Origin of the sequence: Herbaspirillum chlorophenolicum (assembly GCF_001189955.1) — a bacterium.
Classification (GTDB): domain Bacteria; phylum Pseudomonadota; class Gammaproteobacteria; order Burkholderiales; family Burkholderiaceae_D; genus Herbaspirillum; species Herbaspirillum chlorophenolicum.
The window spans coordinates 57,784-71,405 of the sequence record NZ_LFLT01000022.1 but is presented as its reverse complement, the minus strand read 5'-3'; the positions used below and the strand labels follow the sequence as shown (position 1 = coordinate 71,405).

At 62.2% G+C, this 13,622-nt stretch carries 10 protein-coding genes and 1 pseudogene; 6 read left to right on the top strand and 5 right to left on the bottom strand.

Features of this window, described 5'->3' with window-relative positions; genetic code table 11:
- Positions 1-71: 71 nt before the first annotated feature.
- The 3 genes and pseudogenes from AKL28_RS14495 (at position 72) to AKL28_RS14485 (ending at position 6,554) form a co-directional block, all read left to right on the top strand.
- A complete protein-coding gene (locus AKL28_RS14495; protein WP_050468889.1) occupies positions 72-2,726 on the top strand; it encodes a hybrid sensor histidine kinase/response regulator in 2,655 nt (884 codons plus the stop codon).
- A 249-nt stretch (positions 2,727-2,975) separates the two neighbouring features.
- Positions 2,976-5,131, top strand: a pseudogene (locus AKL28_RS25385) (TonB-dependent siderophore receptor).
- A 190-nt stretch (positions 5,132-5,321) separates the two neighbouring features.
- Complete coding sequence (locus AKL28_RS14485) at positions 5,322-6,554, top strand: PepSY-associated TM helix domain-containing protein (RefSeq protein WP_050468866.1); 1,233 nt, start codon at positions 5,322-5,324, stop codon at positions 6,552-6,554.
- A gap of 20 nt (positions 6,555-6,574) precedes the next feature.
- On the opposite strand, the gene AKL28_RS14480 is transcribed toward AKL28_RS14485, so the two are convergent.
- Positions 6,575-7,348 (bottom strand): 2OG-Fe(II) oxygenase, encoded by a 774-nt coding sequence (locus AKL28_RS14480; protein ID WP_156226351.1) that lies wholly within the window; start codon positions 7,346-7,348, stop codon positions 6,575-6,577.
- Positions 7,349-7,576: 228 nt separating this feature from the next.
- Here AKL28_RS14480 and AKL28_RS14475 point away from each other — a divergent pair, with 228 nt between their 5' ends.
- Complete coding sequence (locus AKL28_RS14475) at positions 7,577-8,005, top strand: TOBE domain-containing protein (RefSeq protein ID WP_050468865.1); 429 nt, start codon at positions 7,577-7,579, stop codon at positions 8,003-8,005.
- A gap of 83 nt (positions 8,006-8,088) precedes the next feature.
- On the opposite strand, the gene AKL28_RS14470 is transcribed toward AKL28_RS14475, so the two are convergent.
- A complete protein-coding gene (locus tag AKL28_RS14470; protein WP_050468864.1) occupies positions 8,089-8,913 on the bottom strand; it encodes a universal stress protein in 825 nt (274 codons plus the stop codon).
- A 128-nt stretch (positions 8,914-9,041) separates the two neighbouring features.
- Entirely contained in the window at positions 9,042-9,920 is an 879-nt protein-coding gene (locus AKL28_RS14465; RefSeq protein WP_050468863.1) for a LysR substrate-binding domain-containing protein, read from the bottom strand.
- Positions 9,921-10,029: 109 nt separating this feature from the next.
- Between AKL28_RS14465 and AKL28_RS14460 the strand changes: the two genes are divergently transcribed.
- Together AKL28_RS14460 and AKL28_RS14455 are read left to right on the top strand one after the other, a co-directional pair.
- A complete protein-coding gene (locus AKL28_RS14460) occupies positions 10,030-10,446 on the top strand; it encodes a VOC family protein (RefSeq protein WP_050468862.1) in 417 nt (138 codons plus the stop codon).
- Positions 10,443-11,396 carry a 2-hydroxyacid dehydrogenase gene (locus AKL28_RS14455; RefSeq protein WP_050468861.1) on the top strand — a complete coding sequence of 318 codons (954 nt, stop codon included), beginning with the start codon at positions 10,443-10,445 and terminating at the stop codon, positions 11,394-11,396. The genes AKL28_RS14460 and AKL28_RS14455 overlap by 4 nt, the downstream gene beginning before the upstream one ends.
- A 36-nt stretch (positions 11,397-11,432) precedes the next feature.
- On the opposite strand, the gene AKL28_RS14450 is transcribed toward AKL28_RS14455, so the two are convergent.
- A complete protein-coding gene (locus AKL28_RS14450; protein ID WP_050468860.1) occupies positions 11,433-12,884 on the bottom strand; it encodes a heavy metal sensor histidine kinase in 1,452 nt (483 codons plus the stop codon).
- A 13-nt stretch (positions 12,885-12,897) separates the two neighbouring features.
- Positions 12,898-13,590: a heavy metal response regulator transcription factor gene (locus AKL28_RS14445; RefSeq protein WP_050468859.1), complete on the bottom strand. Its 693-nt coding sequence runs from the start codon at positions 13,588-13,590 to the stop codon at positions 12,898-12,900.
- Between the last annotated feature and the right edge of the window lie 32 nt (positions 13,591-13,622).

The following is a 13,622-nucleotide window of genomic DNA, read 5'->3' as shown; positions in this document are numbered from 1 at the left end:
GTTGCCGCACTTGGCATTCTCATATAACCAGGCAGATATTTAAGTGCCTTGACCCCTGAGCAATGACACTGATGTCGTCATGCTCAGACGACATATCGGGTCTTACACGTTTTCACGACATGGCAGAAATCTCTTGGTTGCGCGGTGGCGGTCAGGCCGGCGGAATCGTTTCCAGATCCGATTGGTCTGGCAATGCGCTGGGCGACCCGGCGCATTGGCCTGTGTCGCTTCGGATCTCCCTGAATATCGCCTTGCATTCGCCATCGCCGGTCCTGCTGATCTGGGGCGTTGCGCGCAACATCCTCTACAACGATTCTTTCGCAGCCTGTATCGGCAGCCAGCATCCAGGCGTGTTCGGCGCGCGCCTGGCCGATGTGTCGTTTTGGCGGGAAATCCGCGAAGCGCATCTTGCCGCGATCGAGGCTTGCTTCTCTGGCCGCACCCAGACACTGGAAGACCAGCACGTAGTGCGCCTGGCGGATGCGGTCGATGCCTGGTTCGACTTTTCCTATGTGCCGGTCTTTTCGGCAGACGGAACGGGTGTCGAAGGCGTGCTGTGCACCTTTGTCGACCTCACCGAACGCCGCCGCGGTATGCAGGCATTGTTGTCGAGCGAGAACCGCCTGACTGCGATTTTCAACCAGGCATCGGTATGCTTTTCCGAACTCGACCTGCAGGGACATTATCTGCGCGTGAACGATGCGCTGTGCCGCATGCTTTGCCGCAGCGAGGATGCGTTATTGCAAATGACGCTGGCCGATGTGACGCATCCGGACGATGTTCCGATCAACATGTCGATGTTCAACCGCTGCATCGAGGACGGTAAATCCTTCACGCTGGAAAAGCGTTACGTGCGCCCGGACGGTTCGTTCTTCTGGGTATCCAGCAATATCAGCCGCATCGTCGATGCGGAAGGGCGGCCGCAGGCCATGATCGCGGTATCCACCGACATCACCGAGCGCCGCCGTGCCGAAGAGGCGCTGCGCGATCTCAATGATACGCTGGAGCAGCGTGTGGTCGAGGAAATCCTGGAACGCAGCCGCGCCGAGGCGGCGTTGAGCCAGATGCAAAAAATGGAAGCGGTAGGCCAATTGACTGGCGGCGTGGCGCACGATTTCAACAACGTGCTGCAGATCATCGGCGGCAACCTGCAGCTGCTGCAGTCCGATGCGACGCTGGAAGAGAAGAGCCGTCAACGCGTGAAGATCGCCATCGATGCGGTCGACCGCGGCGCCAAGCTGTCGTCGCAGTTGCTGGCGTTCGCGCGCCGGCAGCCGCTCCAGCCTCGCAGCATCAACCTGAGGCGCGTATTGCACAACATGGATGACCTGCTGCACCGCGCGGTGGGCGAAACCGTTGAGATTTCCACGGCCGTTGCAAGCGACCTGTGGAACACCATGCTCGACCCTAACCAGGTCGAAAATCTGATCATCAATACCGCCATCAATGCACGCGACGCCATGCCCAACGGTGGGCGCCTGACGATGCAGATCGGGAACGTGCAATTGTCCGATCCGTATTTCCTGTCGCAAGCCGATCTGGCGCCGGGAGACTATGTGGAACTGTCGATTTCCGACAATGGCGCCGGCATGTCGCCGGAAGTGCGCGAGCGCGCCTTCGAACCGTTCTTCACCACCAAGAAGGAAGGCGAGGGGACCGGGCTCGGATTATCCATGGCCTACGGCTTCGTCAAGCAGAGCAAGGGCCATATCAGCATCCAAAGCGAAGCGGGCCGAGGCACTACGATCCGCATCTATTTTCCGCGTTCGCGGGAAGACGAATCTGCCCTCGACGATGGCCGCGAAATGGAAGTGCGCGGCGGCGATGAGACCATCCTGGTGGTGGAAGACGACCCCAGCTTGCAGCTGACCGTAACCGATACGCTGTCTTCGCTGGGTTATCGCGTGCTCAAGGCGGATAACGGCGAACGCGCGCTGGCAATCGTCCGCAGCGGTGTTCCGATCGATATGCTTTTTACCGATGTGGTGATGCCGGGTGGCGTGCCGGCAACCGAACTGGCGCGCCAGACCCGCCAGTTGTTGCCGGGAATAGAAATCCTGTTCACTTCCGGCTATCCCCGCGATGCCATCATGCATGAGGGACGGCTGGATGCCGGGGTCGAACTGCTTTCCAAGCCTTACCGCATCAGCCAGCTGGCGCAGCGCATTCGTTACATGCTCTCCAGGCGAGCCCATCGTTCTCAGCTGGTGCGTAGTGCCAAGAGTGGTCATGCAGTGGATGATGGGCTGGGGACTGCCACCATCCATGTCTTGCCGGTGGCGGAGCGCCAGCGCAGGAAGACCAGGGAAGCGATCGGCATGGCGCCGAAGCAGTTGCATCCACCGGCAGAAAATGACGGCAGCAAGGCGCCGCGCTTGCGCTTGCTGGTAGTGGAAGACAACATCGATTCGCAGGAGCTGATCTGCGAGTTGCTGGAAGCGCTTGGGCATGAGGCGTACGGCGTGGCCACCGGGGAGGAAGCGCAAAAGGCACTCGATGAACAGAAGTTCGATGTGCTGTTTACCGACGTCAGCTTGCCCGGGATCTCCGGCGTCGATTTGGCCAAGGATGTGCTGTCGCGTTTTCCCGGCATGTCCATCATCTTCGCTTCCGGCTATGGCGCAGTGGTGGCGCGCAATGTCGGTTTTGCGTCCCACTCCCTGCCCAAACCTTACGACATCGCTCAGCTGCAAGACATCCTCAAGAAAATCGGGGCCGTGGCCTGAGGAGTTGGCATTTTTCGGCAGCGGTTTCGCTCGCTATCTTCTTCACTTTCTGCTTTTTCCCAGCCACCAAAAACTTATCAAGGCGCTATCGGGCCGCGCTTAAGACGATCAAATTATGTAAGTTTTGTTTCCTTTTTTACCTGTCTTATTTAAAATAAATAAGAATAATTACTATTCGTATTTATATTTTATTTGACGAAAAGGTAGAAATTGAACCGCCACAATCCAATTCCAGCGCAGCCACGGGCAATGATTCGTGCGCTGCGCAAGGCGCTTGTTTACATGACGCTGGCGGGAGTGCCGGCATTGGCAAGTACGCCGGCTCTAGCCCAGGCCACCGACACGCAGCAGGCGCCGGCCGCAGATTCCCAGGGCGCCAATTTGCCCACGGTCACAGTCACCGGCAGCGGCGACGACAAGCAGCATTTGCAGACCCAGTCGAGCAGCGGTGCACTGGGTTCACGTTCGATCCTGGACACGCCGTTCTCGGTTACCAGCGTCACTGCCGATGAACTGGCCGACAGGCAGATTCTCAAGCTGGGTGACGTATTCTTCAATGATGCATCGGTCAGCGACAACAGCGGCGGCTATAGCTCCTGGGCGTCCTACGTCACCATCCGCGGCCTGCCCGCCGACTGGCAGAATTCCTTCCGCATCGACGGCAAGCCTTTCCTTAGCTACGCCATCACACTGCCTTACGACCACTTCGAACGCATCGACCTGCTCAAGGGCTCATCCGGCTTCATGTATGGCTTCGGTTCGCCGGGCGGCTTGATCAATTACATCACCAAGAAACCGACCGACACGCCGGTACGCAGCGTCAGCGTAGGCTATACCAGCAACAACATCTGGAGCGAGCACGTCGACCTGGGCGGGCGCTTCGGCAACGACCAGATGTTCGGCTATCGCCTGAACGCCACGCATGACCAGGGCGAGACCTTCAACGAGGGCCAGCTCAAGCGCGATTCGGTATCGCTGGCGCTGGATGCGCGGCTCACGCGCGACCTGACCTGGGATTTCCAGGCGATCTGGCAGAACAGCAACGGGGAAGGCCAGACGCCGTCCATCACCACATCCAGCCTGGCCGGCGGCAGTTTGCCGGCCGTCATCAGCGGCGGCAACCGCAACCTGATAGGCGCCGGGCAGCATATCGACACCAATTTCCAGCTGTACCAGACCGGCCTGACTTACCGCATTACACCGGACTGGAAAGCCAACCTCAGCTACAGCCACAGTACCTCCAAGCGCTTCCGCAACGAAGGCATCGCGACCCTGACCGATGCGGCAGGCAATTACACCGACTGGCGCTCCGATTCGCGGGAGGGCCATGTCTTCGACCAATGGCAAGCCATGCTGGAAGGCAATGCAAAAACCGGTTTCCTGGAGCACCAGCTGGTGCTCGGGGCATCCTGGCAAAAGCAGGTCAACGACTATTCGGTCGCGCAGTACTACCAGCAGATCGGTACCGGTAACTTGTACACGCAAAACACCAATTCGCATGACAGCTCTACCGACCTGCAGACCTACCACGCCGGCATCCTTACCACGCCGGCATCCTTACCCAGCAGGCGGTGTTCGCCAGCGATACCCTGAAGTTCTCCGACCAGTGGTCGCTGCTGGCGGGCGCCCGCTACAACGAGTTCCAGCAGGACAGTTTCGATACGAGCGGCGCCCGGACTGCCCGCTATAACAAGTCGGCACTGACTCCGACGGTGGCCTTGATGTTCAAGCCGGAGCCGAACACCACGCTCTACGGCAGCTATGTGGAGTCGCTGGAGCAGGGCGGTACGCCCGGTGTGACCAACACCAACTACGGCCAGCAGCTCAAGCCGCTCATGAGCAAGCAATATGAAGTGGGGGCCAAGACCGACCAGCGTACCTGGAGCGCCACGGCGGCACTGTTCCGCATCGAGCGGGCGGCTGAGTACACCGATTCCAGCGGAGCGCTGGTGCAGGATGGCGAATCCGATTACCAAGGCCTGGAACTGGGCGGCTCGCTCAAGCTGGGTTCGCAGTGGCAACTGGGCAGCAGCCTGATGTTCCTCGATTCCAAGTACAGCAAGGGTTCGGCCTACAACGGCAATCGCGTGGCCGGCGCACCGAACATGATGGCGACCGCGCAGGTGTCCTACCTGGTGCCGCAACTGGCCGGCCTGAAACTGATGGCCGACGCCAAGTACACCGGCAACACCATGCTGCGTGCGGCCAACGACCTCCAGGTGCCCAGCTATACGTTGTTTAACCTCGGCGCCAGCTATACCACCCGCATCGGCAAGTACGACACCACGTTCCGGGCTGCGGTCAACAACCTGCTGGACAAGCGCTATTGGCAATACCAGTGGGAGAACTACATCAAGCCAGGCGACCCGCGCACCTTCAGCGTGAGTGCCAAAGTGGACTTCTGATCGCCGGCGCCAGTGCACTGGTAGTACAATATCGAAAACGAAGCAATTCTCGTTCTCGATTATGGGCAGCCTTCCATCAGGAAGGTTGCCGCTTGTATTTGTAGACGTCGCAATTCCAACATGGCATCGGCGGTCCGCCGAAGATATGCAAGCCAGCCAACAAAACTCACGGCAGCCAGGTAAAACAGCAATGCGCGCACTGTTCGTCATCATCCACCGCTGGTTCGGCCTGGCGGCCGCAGTCTTTCTTTTTATTTCCGGGGCCACCGGCGCGGTCATCTCCTGGGACCACGAGCTGGATGCCTGGCTCAATCCCCAGTTGTTCCATGCCAACAGCGCCGGCCAGACCGGTGCAGGCGCTCCCAAAGGCGGACTGGAACTGGCCAACCTGGTCGAGAAGGCCGAACCCAAACTGCGGGTGACCTATGTATTGGCCGAGAGCGAGCCGGACCACACCATCGGCATGATGGTCGAGCCGCGCATCGACCCCGCTACCGGAAAACCCTACACGCTGGACTATAACCAGATCGCAGTCGACCCCGTCACCGCCGAGGTCCAGGGCCGCCGCATGTGGGGGGCGATCTCGCTGTCGCGTGAAAACCTGCTGCCGTTCCTGTACAAATTGCATTACACGATGCACCTGCCCGACATGGGCGGCTTTGAAACCGGCATCTGGCTCATGGGGATCATCGGCATCGTCTGGGCACTGGATTGCTTCATCGCGCTCTACCTGTCTTTCCCCAATTGGCGCAGCTGGCGCAAATCGTTCGCCTTCCGCTGGCGCGACGGCGGCCACAAGCTCAACTTCGACTTGCACCGTTCCGGCGGCGTGTGGGTGTGGGCCTTGCTGCTGGTGCTGGCGGTGACGTCGGTGTCGATGAACCTGGAGCGCCAGGTCATGCGCCCCATCCTGCAAACCGTCTCGACCTTGACGCCCGGCCCCTTCGATACACGTACCCCGGTGGCGCCGGAGAAGGCCGCCGAGCCGCGCATCTCGCGTGAACAGGCCGTGGAACTGGGGCGGCAGGAAGGGGGGAAACTGGGCCTGGCCGATCCGGTCGGCGGCGTGTTCTATTCCTCGATGTTCGGCGTGTATGGCGTGGGCTTCTTCCAGCCCGGCAACGACCATGGCGACGTCGGCCTGGGCAATGCCTGGCTGTACTTCGATTCCAATACCGGCGCATATACAGGCGGACGCGTACCGGGCAACGGCAGCGCCGGCGACATCTTCCTGCAGGCGCAATTCCCCTTGCATTCCGGCCGCATCCTCGGACTGCCGGGACGTATCCTGATTTCCTTCATGGGCGCGCTGGTGGCAATGCTGTCGGTGACCGGCGTGGTGATCTGGGTGCGCAAGCGCAAGGCGCGCATCCAGCAGCGTGCCCGTCTGGCGCCGCCCCAGGCAGTGGCCAAGCCGCGCTGAATATCCCGCGCTATCCCGAGCTATGCGGCGTCGTGGAAGATGATGCCCAGCGTATGTCGCCGTCCGCTGCGCAGGCGCGACACGCCGTGGCGCAGGTTGACCCGATAGACATGTCCAGGTCCGCGTGCGCCTTGCACCGGCCGCTGGCTGACCGCGAACACCACTGCATCGCCCTGGCGCAGCGGCACGACTTCCGGACGCGACTGCATGCGCGGGCGCTGCTCGGTCAGCACGAATTCGCCGCCGGTGAAATCCCGCCCCGGTTCCGACAGCAGGATTGCCACCTGCAGCGGAAACACGTGTTCTCCGTATAAATCCTGATGCAGGCAGTTATAGTCGCCGGCCTCGTAGCGCAGCAACAAAGGAGTCGGGCGTACCTGCCCGGCATCGTTGCAGCGGCGCACGAATTCGGCGTGTGTAGCCGGATAGCGCACGCCGATATCCATCATCGCGTTCCAGTGGTTGGCCAGCGGCGCCAGATGCGGATAGAACGCGCTGCGCAGCGCCTGTATCGGCGCCGGCAGCGGGTAGCGGAAGTATTTGTATTCGCCCATCCCGAAGTTGTGGCGCGCCATCACGATGCGCGAACGGAACAGGCTGTCGTCGTCGTAAAGTTCAGCCAGCCGTTGCGCTTCCTGTGCATCGAACAGGGATGGGATCAATGCGCAACCGCCGGCATGCAGCGCGGCGCCGATGTCGTTCCAGGGTTGCGAGGCGATGCGCTGGTCCAGGTCGGTTCCGATATTGGCGGCTTCCAGTTGAATTGGGGGAAAAAGGGCGGCGTTCGCAGGCATGGCAAATCCTTGTCGATGAATGCGTCCAGTGTGTGCCGGTTGCCGTGACGGCGCACTCCGCCTCTTGCTTTTGAATTGATGGCGGCCGACATGTAACGGCATATTGGCAGCTATATATTCAGGATGGCGAAGCGGGGCAGTTTCTGCGCGATATTTCGCCTATGATAGGACGCAAGCTGGCGCCTGACAGGGTGTCCGGGACACAATCAACACATCAAAGGAGATGCCATGCTGACAAGCGCACGCAACGAATTTTCCGGCAAGGTAAGCCAGATCCGGCCGGGAGCCGTCAACGACGAGATCGAAATCACCCTGGCCGGCGGCGACCGCATCGTCGCCGTGATCACGCAGGAAAGCACCAGGTCGCTGGAACTGAAGATCGGCAGCGAAGCCATCGCCCTGGTCAAGGCGCCGTGGGTCATCCTTTCCGTCCCCAATTCCGGCGTCAGGCTGTCTACCCGCAACCGGCTGGAGGGGACGGTGAAATCGGTCAAGCCGGGAGCGGTCAATACCGAAGTGGAAGTGGCCCTGAAGGGCGGCGAGACGCTGGCCGCCATCATTACCCAGGAAAGCGCCAACAGCATGGGGCTGGCCACGGGCAAGCCGGTCGTGGCTTTCTTCAAGGCCTCGCATGTGATCGTCGGTGTACGGGCCTGATCAATCTACCTCCGTCGTCCTGAAAAAAGTCAGGACGACAGATTACGGAGCCGAGGCTTACCTTTAAGCTGTCGGCCTTCGCTTCAATGCGCCATCAGCACCGGAATGGTCATGGTCTTCAAGACCGTCAGCGTGACGCCGCCCAGCAATACTTCGCGGAAGCGCGTATGCCCGTATCCGCCCATCACCAGCAGGTCTGAGCCGAGGTCGGCCGCCAGCGACAGCAAGGCGTTGCCGATGTCCATGTTGCTCTTTTCCTGCACCACGTCCACTTTCACGCCATGGCGCGCCAGATAGAGCGCGATATCGGCGCCCGGTTGCTCGCCGTGCGCGCCTTGCCGCTTGTCGGCATCGAAGATTGCCACGGTAACATTGCCGGCCTGGCGCAGCAGCGGCAAGGAGGCGGTGACGGCGCGTGTGGCTTCCATGCTGCCGTCCCAGGCGATCAGCGCATTCCTGCCGACTTGCTTGAACTCGCCGACGCTGGGAATGATCAGCACCGGGCGCGGCGTGTTCAGCATCACATATTCGGGCAGGTCGGCCAGCAGGCTGGTGTCGGGCTCGTCGAGATCGGTCTGGCTGACGATGACCAGGTCGCTGTAGCGCGCCTGCAGTGCCAAACCGCCTTCGGCGTCGTCGTCAATGAAGCGTTTCTCATAAGAGAGCACGCCCACGCTGCGCGCGATGCTGTCGAATTGCTCCAGCGCCGCCAGCGCGCGGTCGCGGAAACCGTCGAGCTGCGTGGCCACGAAGGCCGCGCCTTCCATCTGGATGAAACTGGAGATGCCGGTCATGGCGCTGCCGATCAGGTGCGCCTGGTGGGCGCGCGCGATCTCGGCGGCGATGCGGATGCGTTGCGCGGTGTGGCGCGACTGGTCGACGTGAACCAGGATGGATTTGTAGGTCATGGCAGCTCCTCGGAAAGGTCTCGAATGCGGAACCGGTATCGGATTCCATCTATTCAGCCTAGGTCGGAGAGCGGCCGGCGTCCAGCCCAAAGCCGGGGCAAGTTGAGCTACATCAAGCGTGCGTGCGCTCAGGCGGATTCGGCGGACGGGATGGCCTGCGACAACATTCTCAGCATGTTGGGGCGTTCACTCTGGGCGGGGATTAGCAGCACGATGTCGCGCGGGTAGAGTGCATGCCCTTCGGGCTCGACCGCCTCCATGCGGCAGCCGGCGGCGAGCTTTTCCAGTCCGCTCCAGCGCGGCACCAGGCTCACGCCGACCCCATCGGCGACCAGCATGGCAATGGTTTCCAGGGCGTCGAGGTCGCATAGCAGCGCCGGTTGCAGGCCCTGGTCATCGAGGTAGCGCTGGGCCGGCCGTCCGCCCCAGGCCGACGGGTCGTACCGGATATAGGGCTGGGTCCGCAGCAGCGTGGCGGCGTCACCGCGCAGCTTGCGCCGCGCCAGCAGGATCAGTTCCTCGCGGCGCAGCGTCAGCGCGTGCAGGGTCTTGGGCAACTCGAACGGCGGCGCTACCAGGATGGCGGCGTCGATCTCGCCGGCCAGCAGGGCCTGGTAAAGCGAACGCGAGGTACCCGGGACGATGGCTGGACGCATGCCGGGCGCTTGTTGCGTCAGCACGCGCAGGGCGGCCGGCAGCATGCCTGTCAGCGCGGTTGAAATGGCGCCGATGCGCAGCGTGCCGGTCAAGCCTTCATCGTCGGCATCGCCCGCCAGCAACGCGACTTCGCGCACGATGCGGCGCGCCCGCGGCAGCAGCGCCAGACAGGCATCGGTGGCCTTGGCGGCATGGCCGGCGCGCGACAGCAGCGCAAAGCCGAGCGACCGTTCCAGCGCCTGGATACGCTGGCTAACGGCGGCAGCCGTCAGGCCTTCGGCGCGTGCGGCATCGGCAATGGAGCCGCTGTCCGCGACGGCGATCAGGCTTTTGAGATACCGGCTATCCATAAAAAATTCTTTCGAATCGATTAAAAATTACATGCTATCTCTTTTGATTGATGGCGGCTATCCTATGCCTCATTCAGAACCCGTTCATTTTTGTTATCGAGGGAATCCCATGAAATCGATCTTCCACCTGGCCTATCACGTACGCGACCTCGACCAGGCGCGCCATTTCTATTGCGGTCTGCTCGGCTGCGAAGAAGGCCGCAGCACCGACACATGGGTCGATATCGATTTCTTCGGCCATCAATTGTCGCTGCACCTGGGTGAGCCGTTCAGCGTTGCCAATACCGGCAAGGTCGGCGACCACATGGTGCCGATGCCGCACCTGGGCATCATCCTGGCCATGGATGACTGGAAGCAACTGGCTTCCCGCCTGAGCGACAGCGGCGCGGTCGAGTTCGTGCTGGAGCCTCACATCCGTTTTGCCGGCGAACCGGGCGAGCAGGCCACGATGTTCTTCATGGACCCGTTTGGCAACCCGATCGAGGTCAAGGGCTTCAGCAGCCTGGAACAGGTCTACGCCAAATGAGCCGGCCGGTCACGCCCATCCCTTTCGTGAGCCAGGGCGATGCCGCCACGGTGCAGGCCTGGCTCAAGGCGCTGCGTGCAGCAATGCCGGATGAGCGAGTGATGGACGTTGCCGAACTGAGCGAGACTGAACTGGCGCAATGCAAGCTGGCGGTGGTCGCCAATCCGGATCCGGCCGAACTCAAGCGCATGCCGCAACTGGAGTGGGTGCATAGCGTATGGGCCGGTGTCGAGCGGCTGGTCGAGGACCTCGGCGATAGCGGCTTGAAGCTGACCCGCCTGGTCGACCCCAGGCTGGCCGCGACCATGGCCGAGGCAGTACTGGCGTGGACGCTCTACCTGCATCGCGATATGCCGCTGTATGCGCAACGCCAGCGTTTTCGCGTCTGGCAGGCGGAGGAATATGTACTGCCCGAGCAGCGCACGGTTGGCATCCTGGGACTGGGTACGCTGGGAGAAGCGGCTGCGGAGGTGCTGCTGCAGGCGCGTTTCAAGGTATGCGGCTGGAGCCGCACCCACCGTGAACTGGCCGGTGTGCGCACCTTCAGCGGCGAGCAGGGCCTGGCCGGGATGCTGGCAATGAGCGATATCCTGGTGTGCCTGCTGCCGCTTACAAGCGACACGCGCGGCCTTCTCAATGCCCAGCGCCTGGCAATGTTGCCGCCACAGTCCCAGTTGATTAACTTCGCGCGCGGGCCCATCGTCGACGATCAGGCGTTGTGCGAGGCGCTGGATTCCCGGGTGCTGCGCCATGCAGTATTGGACGTGTTCGCCACCGAGCCGCTGCCGGCCGATAGCTGGCACTGGACTCATCCCGATGTCACGGTGCTGCCGCATTGCTCGGCGCCGACCAATCGCGAGACGGCTTCGGCGATCGTGGCCGGCAATGTCCGGCATTACCGCCAGACCGGTGAGATACCGGCCAATGTGGATATACGGCGCGGGTATTGAGAACATCCCGGCCGGAACGGCGGGGACTTCCAATCATCAAGCCTGGGAAATGGTAAAGCCGATGCTGTTGAAGCCATCCTCGCTGGAGGCGAACGCACGGCCGCCATGCATGCGCGCCACCGCCTTGACGATGGCCAGCCCCAGGCCGTGGCCGTGGCTGCCGTTGATGTCCTGGCGCGAGGTATCGACCCGGTAGAAACGGTCGAACAGGCGCGGCAAATGGCGCGCGTCGATGGCCTGGCCGGGATTGGTGACGGCGATGCGCACGCCACCATCCCGCGCGGCGATATCAATGCGGATCAGGGCGCCTGGCGGTGAATGCTGGATGGCATTCTGGATCAGGTTGGTCAATGCCCGCTTGAACAGCGCCGTCTCCATCATTGCGGTGGATTCAATGTCTCCGCTGACGGTGATGCCCATGCCGGCGTCGTCCAGCACGAACTCGAAGAAGTCGACCGTCTTCTGCACCTCGTCGGCCACCCGCGCATGCACCAGCGATGTGGCGGCCTCGCCCTGGTCGGAACGCGCCAGGAACAGCATGTCGTTGATGATGGAGCGGATACGGTCCAGCTCCTCCAGGTTGGATTGCAGCACGCCCTTGAACTCGCCGGCACTGCGCTCGCGCGCCAGCGCCACCTGTGTTTCCCCGATCAGGTTGGCCAGCGGCGTGCGCAATTCATGGGCAACATCGGCGTTGAAGGCTTCCAGCTGGGTATAGGCATCCTCGATGCGTTCCAGCGCGCCGTTGAAGGCATGCGCCAGGACCGACAATTCTTCCGGCAGCGATTCGACCGGCATGCGCGCCGACAGCTTGCGCGGCGAGAAACTCTGGGCGCGCACCGACATGCGCCGCAATGGCGCCAGCCCGGCACGGGCGATCCAGTAGCTGGAAATCACCGCCAGTACGATGCCCAGCAGGGAGAACGTGAAGGTCGCCACCAGGAAGGTGCGCCGCATCTCGAAATAGGGTTCGGTATCGATGCCGACGGTCACCCGTACTTCAGGCCGCTCCTCGAACGCGGGCAGGGTGCGCGTCATGGTGTGCAGCGGATATTCCTTGCCCGGCACGCGCAGCATGCCGACGGTATTGTTGTCCTGGTCGATCGCCTCGTGCTTCAGGCGCGACAGGTCACCGTAGCGGAAACGCTCATCGTCGCAGGAAATCCAGAATGAGACCCGCTGGTCGGCCTGCGACAATGCGGCCAGTTTCAACTGCACGCGCGACCAGCGTTCGGTGTTGCCGGCGCGCGAGATCTGGAAGCTGATGTCGTTCAGGGTCGTGACCAGCCCGTCGCGCTCGTGGCGCAGCAGTTCTCCCTTGAGCACGGTATAGAGCACGATTCCGGTGAGCGCGAAGATGAACAGCGCCGACGCCGCCGACATCCATACCAGCCGCGCCGTGATCGACTGCCGCAGCGGCAGGAAGCGCTGCCGCCGCACAGGGGCTGGGCTGGCGGTCGTTTCCTGCGGGAGATGGTGGCGGTCCATGCGGCGTATCGGCTCAGTCTTCCACGGCGTCGGCCGCAGCGCGCGGCTCGAGCACATAGCCCATGCCGCGCACGGTGTGCAGCAGCTTCTGGTCGAACGGGGCGTCGATCTTGGCGCGCAGGCGCTTGATGGCGACTTCGACCACATTGGTGTTGCTGTCGAAATTCATGTCCCACACCAGTTCGGCGATGGCGGTCTTGGAGAGGATCTCGCCCTGGCGGCGCGCCATCACCGCCAGCAGCGCGAACTCCTTGGCGGTCAGGTCGATGCGGGTGCCGCTGCGGAAGGCCTTGCGGCTGATCAGGTCGATCTGCAGGTCGCCGATGCGCAACTGCGCCGGTTCCTGCGAGCGGCCGCGGCGCGTCAGCGCCTGCAGGCGGGCCAGCAGTTCGAGGAAGGAGAAGGGCTTGATCAGGTAGTCGTCGGCGCCGTCATGCAAGCCCTTGATGCGGTCTTCCACGCTGTCGCGCGCAGTCAGCATGATGACCGGCGTCTGCTTGACCGTGCGCAGCGAACGCAGCACCGAGAAACCGTCCAGTCCCGGCAGCATCACGTCCAGCACGATCACGTCGTAGTCGTGCTGGATCGCCAGGTGCTGGCCGTCGACGCCGTTCGATGCGAGGTCGACCGCACACCCTTGCTCGGTCAGGCCCTTGCAAAGGTAATCGGACATCTTTTGCTCGTCTTCGACAATCAGGATTTTCATGCAGTCTCCACCCGTCGCGCGGGGACGGCGTG